This window comes from Ensifer adhaerens (genome assembly GCF_002007205.1).
Lineage (GTDB): Bacteria > Pseudomonadota > Alphaproteobacteria > Rhizobiales > Rhizobiaceae > Ensifer > Ensifer adhaerens_D.
Genome location: NZ_LAZS01000008.1, coordinates 173,403 through 188,686, shown reverse-complemented (window position 1 = coordinate 188,686; position 15,284 = coordinate 173,403). Strand labels below are relative to the sequence as shown.

The 15,284-nt window shown below is 62.5% G+C and carries 14 protein-coding genes; 3 read left to right on the top strand and 11 right to left on the bottom strand.

Annotation, left to right across the window (positions count from 1 at the left end):
* Positions 1 to 72 precede the first annotated feature (72 nt).
* Positions 73 to 1,062 carry a GlxA family transcriptional regulator gene (locus XB14_RS19150; protein WP_077963190.1) on the bottom strand — a complete coding sequence of 330 codons (990 nt, stop codon included), beginning with the start codon at positions 1,060 to 1,062 and terminating at the stop codon, positions 73 to 75.
* Between the two features lie 124 nt (positions 1,063 to 1,186).
* Here XB14_RS19150 and XB14_RS19145 point away from each other — a divergent pair, with 124 nt between their 5' ends.
* The gene (locus tag XB14_RS19145; protein WP_077963504.1) at positions 1,187 to 1,804 is read left to right on the top strand and encodes a cysteine hydrolase family protein; all 618 of its coding nucleotides are present in this window, start codon (positions 1,187 to 1,189) and stop codon (positions 1,802 to 1,804) included.
* Positions 1,805 to 1,883: 79 nt separating this feature from the next.
* Here the strand turns inward: XB14_RS19145 and XB14_RS19140 are convergent, their stop codons facing one another.
* From XB14_RS19140 to XB14_RS19115, 6 genes are all read right to left on the bottom strand, one after another.
* Positions 1,884 to 2,900 (bottom strand): LacI family DNA-binding transcriptional regulator, encoded by a 1,017-nt coding sequence (locus tag XB14_RS19140; protein WP_077963503.1) that lies wholly within the window; start codon positions 2,898 to 2,900, stop codon positions 1,884 to 1,886.
* 121 nt (positions 2,901 to 3,021) lie between these two features.
* Positions 3,022 to 4,302, bottom strand: coding sequence for a D-tagatose-bisphosphate aldolase, class II, non-catalytic subunit (locus tag XB14_RS19135; RefSeq protein ID WP_077963189.1), 1,281 nt, complete (start codon positions 4,300 to 4,302; stop codon positions 3,022 to 3,024).
* 5 nt (positions 4,303 to 4,307) lie between these two features.
* Positions 4,308 to 5,249, bottom strand: coding sequence for a sugar kinase (locus XB14_RS19130; protein WP_077963188.1), 942 nt, complete (start codon positions 5,247 to 5,249; stop codon positions 4,308 to 4,310).
* 22 nt (positions 5,250 to 5,271) lie between these two features.
* Positions 5,272 to 6,234: an ABC transporter permease gene (locus XB14_RS19125; protein WP_060521942.1), complete on the bottom strand. Its 963-nt coding sequence runs from the start codon at positions 6,232 to 6,234 to the stop codon at positions 5,272 to 5,274.
* Positions 6,231 to 7,742 carry a sugar ABC transporter ATP-binding protein gene (locus XB14_RS19120; protein ID WP_077963187.1) on the bottom strand — a complete coding sequence of 504 codons (1,512 nt, stop codon included), beginning with the start codon at positions 7,740 to 7,742 and terminating at the stop codon, positions 6,231 to 6,233. The genes XB14_RS19125 and XB14_RS19120 overlap by 4 nt, the downstream gene beginning before the upstream one ends.
* 111 nt (positions 7,743 to 7,853) lie before the next feature.
* Entirely contained in the window at positions 7,854 to 8,744 is an 891-nt protein-coding gene (locus tag XB14_RS19115) for a substrate-binding domain-containing protein (RefSeq protein WP_077963186.1), read from the bottom strand.
* Between the two features lie 294 nt (positions 8,745 to 9,038).
* On the opposite strand from XB14_RS19115, the gene XB14_RS19110 reads away from it, so the two are divergent.
* A complete protein-coding gene (locus XB14_RS19110) occupies positions 9,039 to 9,323 on the top strand; it encodes an acylphosphatase (RefSeq protein ID WP_077963502.1) in 285 nt (94 codons plus the stop codon).
* 94 nt (positions 9,324 to 9,417) lie between these two features.
* On the opposite strand, the gene XB14_RS19105 is transcribed toward XB14_RS19110, so the two are convergent.
* Complete coding sequence (locus tag XB14_RS19105) at positions 9,418 to 10,086, bottom strand: TetR/AcrR family transcriptional regulator (RefSeq protein ID WP_077963185.1); 669 nt, start codon at positions 10,084 to 10,086, stop codon at positions 9,418 to 9,420.
* Positions 10,087 to 10,275: 189 nt separating this feature from the next.
* On the opposite strand from XB14_RS19105, the gene XB14_RS19100 reads away from it, so the two are divergent.
* Positions 10,276 to 11,472: a multidrug effflux MFS transporter gene (locus XB14_RS19100; protein ID WP_077963184.1), complete on the top strand. Its 1,197-nt coding sequence runs from the start codon at positions 10,276 to 10,278 to the stop codon at positions 11,470 to 11,472.
* Positions 11,473 to 11,554: 82 nt separating this feature from the next.
* On the opposite strand, the gene nrdF is transcribed toward XB14_RS19100, so the two are convergent.
* From nrdF to nrdI, 3 genes are all read right to left on the bottom strand, one after another.
* Positions 11,555 to 12,529 carry a class 1b ribonucleoside-diphosphate reductase subunit beta gene (gene nrdF, locus XB14_RS19095; RefSeq protein WP_077963183.1) on the bottom strand — a complete coding sequence of 325 codons (975 nt, stop codon included), beginning with the start codon at positions 12,527 to 12,529 and terminating at the stop codon, positions 11,555 to 11,557.
* A 207-nt stretch (positions 12,530 to 12,736) separates the two neighbouring features.
* Positions 12,737 to 14,890, bottom strand: coding sequence for a class 1b ribonucleoside-diphosphate reductase subunit alpha (gene nrdE, locus XB14_RS19085; protein WP_077963182.1), 2,154 nt, complete (start codon positions 14,888 to 14,890; stop codon positions 12,737 to 12,739).
* On the bottom strand, positions 14,860 to 15,276 hold the full coding sequence (nrdI, locus tag XB14_RS19080) for a class Ib ribonucleoside-diphosphate reductase assembly flavoprotein NrdI (RefSeq protein WP_077963181.1): 417 nt from the start codon (positions 15,274 to 15,276) through the stop codon (positions 14,860 to 14,862). Before nrdI ends, nrdE begins: the two co-directional genes overlap by 31 nt.
* Between the last annotated feature and the right edge of the window lie 8 nt (positions 15,277 to 15,284).

The following is a 15,284-nucleotide window of genomic DNA, read 5'->3' as shown; positions in this document are numbered from 1 at the left end:
TTGGTCTCATGCAGCAATTCCAGATCGCTGGGATTGCAATGCAGCCTACGGTCTGTGCTCATCGCTTGGAACTCACGAGGGATGTCGGTGGAGAGCTACATCGTGGGGTGCCGGTCGGTTGCGAAACTGCCGACGATAGCTTGCCGGCGAGATCGAGAAGGCGCGGGTGAAATGCTGCCGCAGCGAGACGGTGGAGCCGAAGCCGGCCATGTCTGCGATGTGATCGACGGAACAGGAACCGGTTTCGAGCAGGCGCTGCGCCACGGCGAGCCGCTGCGCCAGGAGCCATTGGGTGAAGGTCGTTCCGGTCTTCTTGCGGAAGTGCCGGGTGAAGCTGCGAAGGCTCATGCCGGCGTGATCCGCCAGGCGTTCGAGCGAGAGCGGCTCGTCGAGATGTTCGATCGCCCAGGCAATCGTTGATGAGAGCGGGTCGCCGCTGCCGGGAGCGGGCAGCGGTGCCTCGATATATTGCGCCTGGTCGCCATGGCGATGCGGCGCGACCACCAGCCTTCGTGCGATACGGTTGGCGATCTCGGCGCCATGATCGTTGCGCACGATATGCAGGCAGCAGTCGATCGCAGCCGCCGTTCCGGCTGAGGTCAGGATATCGCCCTCGTCGAGATAGAGCGCGTTCCGGTTCAGGGCGACTTGCGGATAGGCGCGCTCGAATTCGTCCGCCCAGGCCCAGTGCGTCGAGGCTGTCCGCCCGTCAAGCAGGCCCGCTTCGGCCAGTACGAAGGTGCCGAGACAGAGGCCGACAAGCCGGGCGCCGCGACCGTGAGCAGCGCGCAGAGCAGCCAGCAGGGCTTCCGGCGGGCGGTCGCCTGGTGCACCCCAGGCGGGCACGATGATCGTGTCGGCCTCCGCAATGCTGGAGAGATCGTGTTCCACTTCGATGCTGAAGCCGGACATGGTGCGGATGGATCCGACCTTTTCGCCCGCGATCAGCAGCCGGTAGCGCGGCACGCCGAGCTTCAAGAGGTCGTCGCCGAAGACGATGCAGGGCACCGAGAGATGAAACGGGCTGATGCCCTCGAAGGCGACGATGGCGATGGTGTGCATGTCCTGGTCGATTCCGATCCTAGCAAGTTGGCCGGAACCTATCACATATTGTCGTTCAGGCCACTTTCGTGATGAGGCCGCTTTGACGATCTTCGCGGGCGTTGAAACGCGAAAGGAACCGCCCATGACACAACACCCGACCATCCGCACGATCGCCGGTGCACCTGCGCCGGAGACCCTCAATCCCAAGAAGACGGCGCTGCTGGCGATCGACTTCCAGAACGAATATTTTTCCGGCCGCATGCCGATCCCGGATGGCGAAAGGGCGCTCGCCAATGCAAGCCGGCTGATCGAGCGCGCCGATACGGAAGGCATGAAGGTCTACCATATCAAGCACGTGACGCCGGCCGGCAGCCCTGTCTTCGCCGAAGACAGCGAGACCTCGGCGTTTCATCGGGATATCCAGCCGGCTGCCAACCATTCGGTGGTGCGCAAGTCGTCGGTCAGCGTCTTTGCCAGCTCCGGTCTTGGCGAAGAGCTGAAGCAAGCCGGTGTCGATACGTTGGTCATCACCGGGCTGATGACCCATGCCTGCGTTGCCGGTGCAGCGCGCGATGCCGTGCCGCTCGGCTTCAACGTCATCGTCGCTTCGGATGCCTGCGCCACACGCGATCTCGATACGGGGGAAGGTGACGTCGTTCCGCATGCGCTGCTGCACCGTGCGTCGTTGGCGACGATCGATGACACCTTCGGCGATATCCTGACGACCGATCAGGTGCTGGCGCTGGCGCGCCGGTCCTGATTGATCGGCGCAACCGGGCCTGTCTGGAGCGCGCTCTTCTGAGAGGTCGCATTCGGACAGAACGGGTCGCCCGACCTTGCTAGGCCGAACCGCGCAGCATGATCTCGGCGCTCAAGAGAATGCGCTCGTCCTCGGGGAAGGCGCCGCCGTTGTCGGTGGTTTCCCCGAGCTTGAACAGCAGGAGCTCGATCGCCAGCCGGCCGATCTCGTTGTAGTTCTGCGCCACCGTCGTCAGCGGCGGGCAGGTGTAGCGCGACAGCGGATGGTCGTCGTGGCCGGCAACCCGGATATCGGCATCGGCATCACGCCCGACCTTGAGGCCCGACTGGAAGGCGGCGGCAATCACGCCGAAGGCGACGCGGTCGTTGGCGCAGAGTACCGTCTGCGTCGGAAAGCCACCGGAGCCGAGGATGCGCAGCGTCTCGTCGAAGCCGAACTTCTCGAAATCCCAGGCGGCATTCGGCGTGGTTTCGACCAGTGCCGGCTCCATCTTCAGCTGCTGCATCGCTTCCAGATAGGCGTCGCGCCGGGCGATCGCGTTGTTGTTGACCGGCGGCATGCCGAAGTAGCAGGGCGGGCTGCCGGAGCGGCAAAGATAATCGACCATCAAACGGAAGCTCTGGCGGTTGTCAGTGCCGACGAAGGACGAGCTGTCGTCGAGTGGCGAGTCGACATAAATCAGCGGGATGCTCGCGCCGAGCGCGGAAAGGGTCTTGTGGTGAGACTGCACGCCGAGCGGCGCGATGATGGCGCCGGCGACGTTCATCGACTTGAAGGTCTCGATCGCCCGCTCTTCCATCTCCGGCCGCCCGTCGGAGGAGAGCACGAAGGCAAGGAACCCTGCCTGGTTGGCGATGTGTTCGATCCGGCGCGTCAGCGCCATGTAAAAGGGATCGGTCGAGTTCGGGACGATGACGCCGAGGATGTTGGTGCGGCGGCGGTTCAGGTTGACGGCGAAGATGTTCGGGCGAAAACCCGACTGCTTGATCGCCGCCTCTATGGCATCGCGGGTTTTCTTGCGGACCGAGCCCGGATCATTGAAGTATTTCGAGACCGTCGGGCGCGACAAGCCGACGAACTCCGAAAAATCCTCCATGGTCTTGATCTGTCTGTCCACGGTCGCCGTACCCCATATTGTTTTGATTTCGTTTATAGGTTCATTTCGAGGGGATAGGCAGTACCGGCTCGCAAATATTCACCGAACATACGGCCTGACGCTAAGCGCGGCAGGCTGCAAAATAATCCTCGAGAACCCGGTCGACGGCAGCAAGTGCCAGCGGTTTTGCTTGTGCCGCAACTTCGCCATCGCGCACGCGCTCGTAGCTGCCCGGGAGATACTGACTGATTAGCGTTTCCGGGATGGTGACGCCATCGAGCAGCGCCAGAAGTTCTTCGACGGCGGCGGCGACCTTCGGGTGCGGCCAGTAATAGCGGATGCGGTCGCTGTAGGAGAAATGCCGCTGCAGGCGCTGGGCCTCAGCCGAGCCGTGGTAATACTTGCCCCAGTTCGCAGGCTCGTCGCGCATCACGCTTTCCGTGACCGCCGCCAGCGTCTGCTTGCGTGCCTCAGGGAAGAGGAAGGCGGCGATCTGGTCGAGGCCGTAGAGTGCCTCGCGCAGAGCGAAGGTCAGACCCGGGCCGACCTTGAGAATGGCAAAGCCGTCGGAAACGAGATCGCGCAGCGCCTCTGGTGTCTGGTAGTCGGTCGAGTGCGCTTCGAAGACGACGCCGTCGAGCTGTTTCAGGGTGGCGCTGAGCTTCGCCGCCTTCGCCCGGTCATAGGCGATCACGTTCTCGTTGCCAAACTCGACGCCCGGCTGGACCACAGCGCCGACGACACGTCCGAAGGCGTCGGCAGCGCCGGCCTTTTCAAACGCCTGGCGGTGGATGGACACGGTCTCGATCGCCGCCTCGGGTGCGGTGACTTCCAGCGTGTCGAGTTCTTCCAGTGCGCCGCCCGGGACCGGCACTTCCGTGCCGATGATGTAGACGGGGGCGATGCCGTTCTCACCGCGAATGGCGGCTTCGGCGGCAGCCGCCAGCCGCGCTGCGCGCGCTGCGGTCACTGCATCGGGAAGCGCCACCGGCTCGCCGGCGCAGCCCATGCTGGTGTCGAGATGCAGCTTGGTGAAGCCGGCCTTCGCATAGGCCTCGATCATCGTTTCGGCCTTGGCCATCGCTTCGTCCGCCGGCAGGTGCTTCCACGGGTTCGGGCCGAGATGGTCGCCGCCAAGGATGATCTTGTCCTTGGGGAAAGCAACGCAATCGGCGATATCGGCGACGAAGCGGGTAAAATCGGCGGGTGTCATGCCGGTATAGCCGCCATCCTGGTTGACTTGGTTGCAGGTCGCCTCGATCAAAAGCGCCGCATCTTCCTTGCGTGCGCGAAGCATGGCAGCTTCGATCACCAGCGGGTGGGCCGAGCAGACGGAGGGAATGCCGCGCGGGCCGGGGCGTTCGGACCAGCGGGCGATGTCGATAAGTAGGTTCTGTTGCATGGCGGTCAGGCCTTTCGCGCGGTGATGAAGGTTTCGAGATCGGCGCGGGTCGAGGCGCCTTCCATCGGGCCGGAAATCATGACGGCACGCGCGCCCGAGGCGTTGGCGAATTCCAGCGCTTCAGCGGGTTTGGCCCCGTTCAGCCAGAAGGTGACGAAGGTCGCGCCGAAGCAGTCACCGGCGCCCGTCGGATCGACCTCCTCGGCCGCAAAGCCGGGGTGCGAGATCGTCGTTTCGCGGTCGAAATAGCTCGCACCCTCGGCGCCGCGCTTGACGACGACGACCTTGATGCCGGCGGCGAGCAGTTCGGCAACGGCTTCCGCTTCGGTCTTTGCCTGCGTGAACAGGAAGAGTTCCTGTCCGCTCGGCAGGAAGACGTCGGCCTTGGCGAGCACCGCCTGCAGCGCCTCGCGCATGCCGGGGCTGTCGAGGATTTCCGGCCGCAGGTTCGGGTCGAAGGAGACGGTGCCGCCGGCTGATTTGATGATCTCGATTGCGGCGATGATGCTCTCGACCACGCTTGGAGCGTAGAGCGACGAGCCCATCACGTGCAGGTGGCTGCAAGTTCCGACCAGCGCCCGGGTCGCCTCGTCGAGCCGGATCGTGCCGCAGGCACTGTGGCGGATGTTGAAGACGAAGGCGCGGCTGCCGTCGGCGCGGTAGCGCACGAAGGCGCTGCCGGTGGTGCCGAGCGGATCGACCGCGATACCCGAGATGTCGACGCCATCGGCCTTGAGCCGATCAAGGTTGACGTGGCCGAAATCGTCGTTGCCGACGCGCGAGATCATCGCCGCTGGCTGGCCGAGCTTGCCGACCTGGTCGATGAAGATCGCCGGCGCACCCGAGGGGTAGGGGCCGATCAAAGGGGTCGCCTGGCGAAAGCCGTCGCCCTTTTCGGTGGCGATGATCTCCACGAGAATTTCGCCGATCGTCAGTATCTTGTGCATGGGTATGTTCTCTTCGGAAAGATCAGCGCTTTGCCTGCTTGGCGCGGACGTCGAGCCAGACGGCGATCAGGATCACCAGGCCCTTGACGATGAGCTGGTAGAAGTAGGGGACCGACAGCATGTTCATGCCGTTGTTCATGACGCCGATGATGAGCGCGCCGATCAGCGTGCCGACCATGGTGCCGACGCCGCCGGCAAGCGAGGTGCCGCCGAGGACTGCCGCCGCGATTGCGTCGAGCTCGTAGCTCATGCCGGCATTGGTCTGGGCGGAGAACAGGCGGGAGGAGAGAAGCACGCCGCTGATCGCCGCCATCACGCCCGAGATCATGAAGATGGTGATCTTCAGCCGGTCGACCTTGATGCCGGAGTAGACCGCTGCCTCGCGATTGCCGCCGGTGAGGTAGGCGCGGCGGCCGAAGCTCGTCTTGCTCAAAAGGATGTGGTTGACGAGGAAGAGCACGGCGACGACCCAGATGATGATCGGCAGGCCGAGGAAGCTTTCAGTACCGATGGCGGTCCAGGTCGAGTTCTCGATCATCGCCGGCGCGCCGTTGGTCGGCAGGCTGACCATGCCGCGGTAGATGCCCATGGTCGCGACCGTGACGATGAAGGATGGCAGCAGCAGCTTTGCAGTCAGTACGCCGTTCAGCATGCCCATCAGGGCGCCGGCAAGAAGCGTGATGGCGAGCGCCGGCGCGAAGCCGAGGCCGAAGGCGAAACATTGCGCGCCGACCATGCCCGCAACCGCGATGATCGAGCCGACCGAAAGGTCAATCTCACCAAGCAGGATCACCCAGGTCATGCCGAAGGCGGCGATCGCCACCACGGCCACCTGCTGCAGGATGTTCATGAAGTTGACGACCGACATGAAGCGCGGGTTGAGGAAGGAGAAGATGACGCAGAGCATCACCAACGACAAAAGGATGCCGCCATACTGTTTCAGGGCGCGCAGGAAGGTGGCCTGGAGTTCGGATTGCTGTGTCATGATTTGAATCCCGTTGCGTGCGCCATGATCGTTTCCGGGTTGAGGTCGGCGCCGGAAAGCGTCGCGCCGATGACGCCCTCGTGCATGACGATGACGCGGTCGCTCATTCCGAGAACCTCCGGCAGCTCGGAGGAGATCAGCAGGATCGCCGTTCCCTCGGCCGCCAGCTGGCGGATGATCTTGTAGATTTCGAACTTGGCGCCGACATCGACGCCGCGGGTGGGCTCGTCGAGGATCAGCACCTTGGGCCGGGTCAGCAGCCACTTGGCGAGCACGATCTTCTGCTGGTTGCCGCCGCTCAAGGAGCCGGAGGGTGTGTCGAGCGAATGGGTCTTGATCGAAAGCCGGCCGACTTCCTGGGCTGCAGCGTCGCGTTCGGCGCGGCTGCGGGTGAAACCGAGCGGGCTGGTAAAATCGGAAAGCGCGGCCATCGAGATGTTCCAGCCGACGCTGTGGCTGAGGACCAGGCCCTCTTCCTTGCGGTTTTCGGTGACGAAGCCGATGCCGCGGGCAATCGCCTCGGCCGGTGAGCGGAAGCGGACGGGTTGCCCTTCGAAGCGGACCGTGCCGGCGGCCGCCTTCATGCCGAAGAGCGCGTTCATCACCTCGGAACGGCCGGAGCCGACGAGACCGAAGAAGCCGAGGATTTCGCCTGGCCTGATGTCGAAGGAAATGTCCTCGAAGTCGCCGTCACGGGTGAGGCCGTCGACCGAGAGGACCGGCGCTGTCGAGGCCGATTGCTCATGGGCCGGTGGCGGATAGATCTCGTCCATGCGGCGGCCGACCATCAGCGCGATCAGCGCCTCGATGGTAACGTCGTCTCGGTCATGAGTGGAGACATACTCGCCGTCGCGGATGACGGTGATGTCGTCGCTGAGCCGCATGATTTCTTCCATGCGGTGGGAGATGTAGATGACGGCGACGCCGCGGCTCTTCAGCCGGGCGATGATCTCGAAGAGGATCTCGGCCTCGCTGTCGCTGAGCGAAGAGGTCGGTTCGTCGAGAATGACGACCTTGGCCTCGTGGCTCAGTCCCTTGGCGATCTCGACCAGCTGGCGCTGGGCGATAGAGAGATTGCCGACCTTCTCGCTGACATCAACAGGCAGGCCGAGATCGGCGACGATCGCCCGGGCCCTGGCGACCAGTTCCTTGTCGTTGATGAAGCCGAAGCGGCGTGGCTCGCGGGTGGCGAGAATGTTTTCGGCCACCGTCAGGTTGCTGCAGAGGCTGAGTTCCTGAAAGACGATGGCAAGCCCGAGGGCGGCAGCGTCCTGCGGATCGGCCGGCCGGTAGGGACGGCCGTCCAAAGTGATCTCCCCGGAGGTCGCCTCGTGCACGCCGGCAAGGATCTTCATCAGCGTCGATTTGCCGGCGCCGTTTTCGCCGAGCAGCGTGTGCACCCGGCCGCGCCGAACCTTGAGGCGCATGCCCTTCAGTGCCGCGACCTGGCCGAAGGATTTGGTGACGTTGTCGATTTCGAGAATGGTATCGCTGGTCGAAGCAAACATGGCGGCCTCCTTCAGGTCAGCCGAGAGCAGCGCCTCCGGCCAGAGGACGGAAACGGACCCTGATGGGGTGCCGCCGCCCCTGAACTGAGGCGGCGGCGGTCCTGGGAGGACTTATTTCGCGGTGTAGACGCCCGGAACGATCGGCTGTTCGGCCGGGACGGTCTCGCCGGCGGCAACCTTGACAGCGGTATCGACCGCCTGCTTGCCCATCTGGTCCGGGAACTGCTGGATGACGCCGACCATGACGGGGTTGGTGTCGACGGCGTCGCGCGCTTCCTTCATGCCATCGAAGCCGATGACCTTGACCTGGGATTCGAGACCCGCAGCCTTGACCGCCACGGCAGCAGCAAGTGCCGCATCGTCGCCGAAGCCGAAGATGCCTGATATGTCAGGGTTGGCCTGCAGCATGTTCTGGGCAGCGGCCAGCGCTTCGGCGCGGGTGATGCCGGTCTGGATCGCGACGATCTCCATGTCGGGATGCTTGGCGATCGCTTCCTTGAAGCCATTGACGCGGTTCACGACCGACTGGACCGTCGGGTAGTCGATGACGGCGACCTTGCCCTTGTTGTCGAGGACCTTGGCCATCAGTTCGCCGGCCTTGACGCCGCCAGTGAAGTTGTCGGTGCCGATATGCGAGGTGACGGTCGCGCCATTGGCCGGGACGTCGACGGTGATCACCTTGATGCCGGCTTTCTCGGCCTTTTCGATCGCAGCGCGCACGCCCTGGCTGTCGACCGGCGAAATGACGATGACGTCGACGCCCTTGACGATGAAGTCCTCGACGTCGGCGAGCTGCTTGTTCAGATCCTGGTTGGCGATCGAGACCTCGAGCTTGACGTTCTTGGCTTCAGCCTCGGCTTTCATCGCGTCGGCGAGCTCGATGTAGAACGGATGCTGCTGAGTCAGAAGCGACGCGCCGATGCCGTCGGCGAAGGCCGTGGAGGCAAGGAGCGACAACGCCGTGCCGGCGACGAGCGACTTCAGAATGCGGGACATGTTCATGGTTTCCTCCCTGGAAACGGCGCGGGCCTTCGGTGTCTCGGCCAAGCTGGCGAGGCCCTCCCATCGCCGTCTTGGTGAAGGCGTAAAAACCATAAAACTTTTCGCGCGTCAATTTTTAAAAATACGCAAACAAAAAATATATTGGTTGCGAGATAATACTTGTTGTCGCGCAGCGCACATTACGTCGCATTGCTGCGGCAGCAGACAGGGAACATGCACGGCTACCGCCATTGCGCTTGCCTTCGCCGCGGATTGCCCCAGATTGGTCCGGAGGCGGTGACGGAGGCGATCATCATGGGCCAGTCCCAGAAAACGGCACGCGTGCGAATCCTCGGGCGTGTACAGGGGGTTAGCTTCCGGGTATGGACGCGCGACGAGGCTGAGAAGCTGGGTCTGTCCGGGTGGGTCAGGAACGAGCCTGACGGCTCGGTTTTCGCCGTAATCAGTGGTTCGGAGGAGGCCGTCACGGCGATGATCGAACGCCTCGGCAAGGGGCCGGCGATGGCGTCGGTCGCGCAGGTCATCACCGAATTCGTCGAAACGGCGGGAAATCTGCAAGGGTTTCGCATTACCCGCTAGAGCGCGTCTGCGCTGATGACATACGACGCCAAATGATAGCGGCGCGCCTCAGGCGCAGGACCTCAGGGGGCGCGTTGGCGGGAATGGCAAGGGGTCAGGCGAGCGTTTGTACCGCAGGCCGACCATAGGCGCGCAGGAATGTGCGGACCGCCTTGCGGGCACTGTCCTGCAGCTCCGCTTCGCTCGGGGCTTCGCCGAACAGTCCGCCCATCTGCAGGTCGGCCTTGATCAACGCGATGAACTGGCGGGCGGCGAGATCGAAATCGTCGATGTCGAGCGGTGCTGCATGGGCGAGGCGCGCAAATAGCGCCGCCAGCGCCCGGTCGGTCTTGCCTGGTCCCTGCTCCCGCCAGAACTGGAAAAGATGCGGATAGCGGTTGCCCTCGGTCGAGATCAGCTTCTGGATGAACTTGGCGTCCTGGTTGCAATTGCAGTTCTTGTTGAGGCGCACGGCAAAGGCGGCCAGGTCTTCCTCGAGATTGTCGGCGTTTTCGGGAAAGGTCGCGAGGATGGAGAAAAGCACGCCGTTGACGCGATCCATGATGTCCTGGATCACCGCCATGAACAGCGTCTCTTTCTCACGATAGTGGTTGTAGATGGTCTGACGCGAGACACCGGCCTCGACGGCGATCTCGTCGATGCTGGCGCCGGAAAAGCCTTCCCGACAGAACACATCGGCTGCGGCCTCCAGGATCGAGACGCGTTTCGCGAATTGCCCTTTCTGGGAACGAGCGTCGGCCGAGGCCAAATCAAATTTCTTCATGGCCTGAAGATAGGCGCCATTGACGATTTAGACAATGCTGTCTAATTTGACAATCGTGTCCAAATTAATGGACGGAATAGTCAGCGCAGGATGCGTATCCCCAACGTTCGATCCTGGCACGACGATGTCTTTGAGTTTCAATCCGGGCGGCAGCGATTTCGGCGCCGCGATTTCTGAAAGTTCATTGCCATGACAACGTCCTTCCTCCGCACGGCCATCGTGCTTGGCCTGATCTCGGCGATCGGCCCGTTTGCAATCGACATGTACCTGCCGGCCCTGCCGTCGATCGGCAAGGATCTGGCGGCCGAAAACGGCGTGGTGCAGCTGAGCCTGCTGGCGTTCTTCATCTCCTTCGCCATCTCGCAGCTGATCTATGGGCCGCTTTCCGATATCTGGGGCCGCAAGGCGCCGCTCTATCTCGGCATCGGCCTCTTCACCGTCGCCAGCATCGGCTGCGCCCTTGCCCCAGACATCGAAACCCTGATCGCCTTCCGCTTTCTGCAAGGCATCGGCGGTGCCGCCGGCATGGTCATTCCGCGCGCCGTGGTTCGCGACATGCACACGGGTGTCCAGGCGGCGCGGTTGATGTCGATGCTGATGCTCGTCTTCAGCATCTCGCCGATCCTGGCGCCGCTTGCCGGCAGTGCCGTCATCCAGTTCTACGGCTGGCGCGGCGTCTTCTATGCGGTGATGATCGCCGCCTTCATCGGCCTGATCCTGCTGTCGACGCAGTTGCAGGAAACGCGTCCGAAGAAGGATCGCGCCGACAGCAGCATCGCCGGCGCGCTTGCCGCCTATCGCTTGCTTCTGTCCGACCGCAATTTCCTGACGCTCACCTTCATCGGCGGGCTCGGGATCTCCGGTTTCCTCGTCTATCTCGCCAACTCACCCTTCGTCTTGATCGACCACTACGGGCTGACGCCGACGCAATACAGCATCGCCTTCTCCATGAACGCCGTGTCGTTCTTCGCCGTCTCGCAGGCGACCGGCTGGCTCGGCGAGCGCTTCGGCCTGGTACGGGTGATGCAGCTTGCCGTCGGCGCCTTCGCTTTGACCATGGTCACGATGTTCATCGTCATGAGCCTCGGCTTCAACCAACTGCCCGTCATGGCCGCATTCCTCTTCGTCGGCTATGGCGTGCTCGGCCTGGTTATCCCGACCTCGGCGGTGCTGGCGCTTGAAGACCACGGCGAGATCGCCGGCACGGCCTCGGCACTGATGGGTACGCTGCACTTCGTCACCGCCGCCGTCGCGATGGTGATCGCGAGCCTCTTCTTCGATGGAACGGCCCTGCCGATGGCCGGCGCGATCGCCGCTTGCGCCCTTGCCGCCTTCCTGCTGACGCAAGCAACGATCGGCCGCAGCCGGGTGGTCGCGGCAGAGTAGGCGCTGCTACTGCTGAACCAAAAGGCCGGCGAGGATGTCCTCGCCGGCCTTTTGTTGTCAGGTATGACCGAATGGACCGTCCTTAAAAATTCCAGTCCTCGTCCTCGGTCGCCACAGCCTTGCCGATAACGTAGGACGAGCCGGAGCCGGAGAAGAAGTCGTGGTTCTCGTCGGCGTTCGGCGAGAGGGCGGAGAGAATGGCGGGGTTCACCTTGCAGGCCTCGGCCGGGAACAGCGCCTCGTAGCCGAGGTTCATCAGCGCCTTGTTGGCGTTGTAGTGCAGGAACTTCTTCACGTCCTCGGTGAGGCCGACGCCGTCATAGAGCGCCTCCGTGTACTTCGCTTCGTTGTCGTAGAGTTCGAGAAGCAGGTCGAAGGCAAAATCCTTGATTTCCTGCCGGCGTTCTTCGCTCAAGCGCTCCAAAGCCCGCTGGAACTTGTAACCGATATAGTAGCCGTGCACCGCCTCGTCGCGAATGATCAGCCGGATCATGTCGGCGGTGTTGGTGAGCTTGGCGCGGCTCGACCAGTACATCGGCAGGTAGAAGCCGGAGTAGAACAGGAAGCTTTCGAGGAAGACGCTCGCGACCTTCTTTTTCAAGGGATCGCCGGAGGCGTATTCCGCCATGATCAGCGCCGATTTCTTCTGCAGGAACTCGTTTTCCTCCGACCAGCGATAGGCGTCATCGACATCGGGTGTCAGGCAGAGCGTCGAGAAGATCGAGGAATAGGAGCGCGCATGCACCGCCTCCATGAAGGAGATGTTGGAAAGAACCGCCTCCTCGTGCGGGGTGGCGGCGTCCTCCATCAGCCTGATAGCGCCGACGCCATTCTGGATCGTGTCGAGCAGCGTCAAGCCCGTGAAGACGCGGATGGTGAGCGTCTGCTCCTCCGGCTTCAGCGTCGCCCAGGAGGGGATGTCGTTGGAGAGCGGCACTTTCTCGGGCAGCCAGAAATTGCCGGTGAGGCGGTTCCAGACCTCCAGGTCCTTGTCGTCCTCGATGCGGTTCCAGTTGATGGCGCGGATGCGGCTTGCGGGTTTGGTGTGCATGTTCATGTCGTCGGACCTTTGTGATCGTGTGTGCCCCTCACCCGCGCGGGAAGGGTTGCCCCTCATCCGCCTGCCGGCACCTTCTCCCCGCAGGCGGGGAGAAGGGACAATGCCGCGCCGCTTCACAACATCTGAACCGTCGGTGTGGCACGTCCCCTCTCCCCGCAAGCGGGGAGAGGGGTAGGGTGAGGGGCACGTTTCTGGAATGCAAAGTTACAGCGCGCAGGAAACGCAGCCCTGGACCTGCGTGCCCTCGAGCGCCATCTGGCGAAGGCGGATGTAGTAGATAGTCTTGATGCCCTTCTTCCACGCGTGGATCTGCGCGCGGTTGATGTCGCGGGTGGTCGCCGTGTCGCGGAAGAACAAGGTCAGCGACAGGCCCTGATCGACATGCTGGGTCGCCGCGGCATAGGTATCGATGATCTTCTCTGGCCCGATCTCATAAGCATCCTGGTAATATTCCAGGTTGTCGTTGGTCATGAAGGCGGCGGGATAGTAGACGCGGCCGATCTTGCCTTCCTTGCGGATCTCGATCTTCGAGACGATCGGGTGGATCGAGGAGGTCGAGTGGTTGATGTAGGAGATCGAGCCGGTCGGCGGCACCGCCTGGAGGTTCTGGTTGTAAAGGCCGCCAGCTATCACCGCCCGTTTCAACTCCAGCCAGTCTTCCTGCGTCGGGATGGATATTCCCGCCTGCTCGAATAGGTCTTTCACCTTTTCGGTCGCCGGTAGCCATTCAGCCTCGGTGTATTTGTCGAAATATTCACCGGAGGCGTATTTCGAGTTTTCGAAGCCGCCGAAGCTCACGCCTTTCTCGACGGCCAGTCGATTGGACGCGCGGATCGCGTGATAGGTCACCGTGTAGAAATAGATATTGGTGAAATCGATACCTTCCTCGGAGCCGTAGTAGATGCGCTCGCGGGCGAGGTAGCCGTGCAGGTTCATCTGCCCGAGACCGATCGCGTGGCTGTCGTCGTTGCCCTTCTCGATCGAAGGCACGGAGGAGATGTGGCTCATCTCGGAGACGGCGGTCAGCGCGCGGATCGAGGTCTCGACGGTCTGGCCGAAATCCGGGCTGTCCATGGCCGCGGCGATGTTTAGCGAACCGAGATTGCAGGAGATATCCTTGCCCATATGCTTGTAGGAGAGGTCGTCGTTGAACGCGCTCGCCTCGCTCACCTGCAGGATTTCCGAGCAGAGATTGCTCATGGTGATGCGGCCGGCGATCGGGTTTGCCCGGTTCACCGTGTCCTCGAACATGATGTAGGGATAGCCGCTCTCGAACTGGATCTCGGCGATGATCTGGAAGAAATCGCGGGCCTTGATCTTCCGCTTGCGGATACGGGCGTCCTCGACCATCTCGCGGTACTTTTCCGTCACCGAGATCTCGGTGAAGGGCACGCCATAGACCTGTTCCACGTCATAGGGCGAGAACAGATACATGTCCTCGTTGTTACGGGCGAGCTCGAAGGTGATGTCGGGAATGACGACGCCGAGCGACAGCGTCTTGATGCGGATCTTCTCGTCGGCGTTTTCGCGCTTGGTGTCGAGGAAGCGCATGATGTCCGGGTGGTGGGCATGCAGATAGACGGCACCCGCGCCCTGGCGCGCGCCAAGCTGGTTGGCATAGGAGAAACTGTCTTCGAGCAGCTTCATGACCGGGATGACGCCGGAGGACTGATTTTCGATCTGCTTGATCGGCGCGCCCATCTCGCGGATGTTGGTAAGCGACAGCGCCACGCCGCCGCCGCGTTTGGAAAGCTGCAGCGCCGAATTGATGGCGCGGCCGATGCTCTCCATGTTGTCCTCGATCCGAAGCAGGAAGCAGGAGACGAGTTCGCCGCGGCTCTTCTTGCCGGCGTTGAGGAAGGTGGGCGTTGCCGGCTGGAAGCGGCCGGAAATGATCTCGTCGACGAGGTCGCGGGCAAGCCCCTCGTCGCCGCGCGCCAAGGCCATCGCCACCATGCAGACGCGGTCCTCGTAGCGCTCCAGGTAACGCTTTCCGTCGAAGGTCTTCAGCGTATAGGACGTGTAGTATTTGAAGGCGCCGAGGAAAGTCGGAAAGCGGAACTTCTTTGAATAGGCGTGGTCATAGAGATCGCGCACGAAGTTGAAGGAATACTGGTCCAGCACTTCCTGCTCGTAATAGCCCTCGGTCACCAGATAATCGAGCTTTTCCCGTAGGTTATGGAAGAACACCGTGTTCTGGTTGACGTGCTGGAGGAAGTACTGTTTCGCCGCTTGCCGGTCCTTGTCGAGCTGTATTCTCCCCTCTTCGTCATAGAGGTTCAGCATCGCGTTCAGCGCATGATAATCCAGCGCTGCTTCCGTCGCCTTCAAGGGGCGTTCGAGTGTTGTGACGTCCAAAATCGTTCCATCCCGTTTTTGACATTGGCGACGTCCTCGTCGGTTCCGAGAAGCTCGAACCGGTAGAGGTAGGGTACCCGGCACTTGGCCGAAATGACGTCGCCGGCGATCCCGTAGGTCGCGCCGAAATTGCTGTTGCCCGCTGCGATCACGCCGCGGATGTGAGAGCGGTTGCCCGCGTCGTTCAAGAAGCGGATGACCTGCTTCGGCACCGCCCCGCGGCCATCGTCGCCGCAATAGGTCGGCACGACGAGCACATAGGGCTCTGCGACCGTAAGTGCGTCCTTACTGTCTTTCAGCGGTATGCGGGCTGCGCGAAGGCCGAGCTTTTCGACGAAGCGATGGGTGTTTTCCGAGCGACTGGAAAAATAGACGATCAGGCCCATCGCCTCTC

Bases quoted from the DNA above. Each gene is read 5' to 3' on its own strand.
- XB14_RS19145 (WP_077963504.1), top strand. From the start codon at position 1,187: ATGACACAACACCCGACCATCCGCACGATCGCCGGTGCACCTGCGCCG.
- XB14_RS19130 (WP_077963188.1), bottom strand. From the start codon at position 5,249: ATGCACAAGATACTGACGATCGGCGAAATTCTCGTGGAGATCATCGCC.
- XB14_RS19115 (WP_077963186.1), bottom strand. From the start codon at position 8,744: ATGAACATGTCCCGCATTCTGAAGTCGCTCGTCGCCGGCACGGCGTTG.
- XB14_RS19150 (WP_077963190.1), bottom strand. From the start codon at position 1,062: ATGCACACCATCGCCATCGTCGCCTTCGAGGGCATCAGCCCGTTTCAT.
- XB14_RS19110 (WP_077963502.1), top strand. From the start codon at position 9,039: ATGGGCCAGTCCCAGAAAACGGCACGCGTGCGAATCCTCGGGCGTGTA.
- nrdI (WP_077963181.1), bottom strand. From the start codon at position 15,276: ATGGGCCTGATCGTCTATTTTTCCAGTCGCTCGGAAAACACCCATCGC.
- XB14_RS19120 (WP_077963187.1), bottom strand. From the start codon at position 7,742: ATGTTTGCTTCGACCAGCGATACCATTCTCGAAATCGACAACGTCACC.
- XB14_RS19125 (WP_060521942.1), bottom strand. From the start codon at position 6,234: ATGACACAGCAATCCGAACTCCAGGCCACCTTCCTGCGCGCCCTGAAA.
- XB14_RS19105 (WP_077963185.1), bottom strand. From the start codon at position 10,086: ATGAAGAAATTTGATTTGGCCTCGGCCGACGCTCGTTCCCAGAAAGGG.
- XB14_RS19140 (WP_077963503.1), bottom strand. From the start codon at position 2,900: ATGGAGGATTTTTCGGAGTTCGTCGGCTTGTCGCGCCCGACGGTCTCG.
- nrdF (WP_077963183.1), bottom strand. From the start codon at position 12,529: ATGAACATGCACACCAAACCCGCAAGCCGCATCCGCGCCATCAACTGG.
- XB14_RS19135 (WP_077963189.1), bottom strand. From the start codon at position 4,302: ATGCAACAGAACCTACTTATCGACATCGCCCGCTGGTCCGAACGCCCC.
- XB14_RS19100 (WP_077963184.1), top strand. From the start codon at position 10,276: ATGACAACGTCCTTCCTCCGCACGGCCATCGTGCTTGGCCTGATCTCG.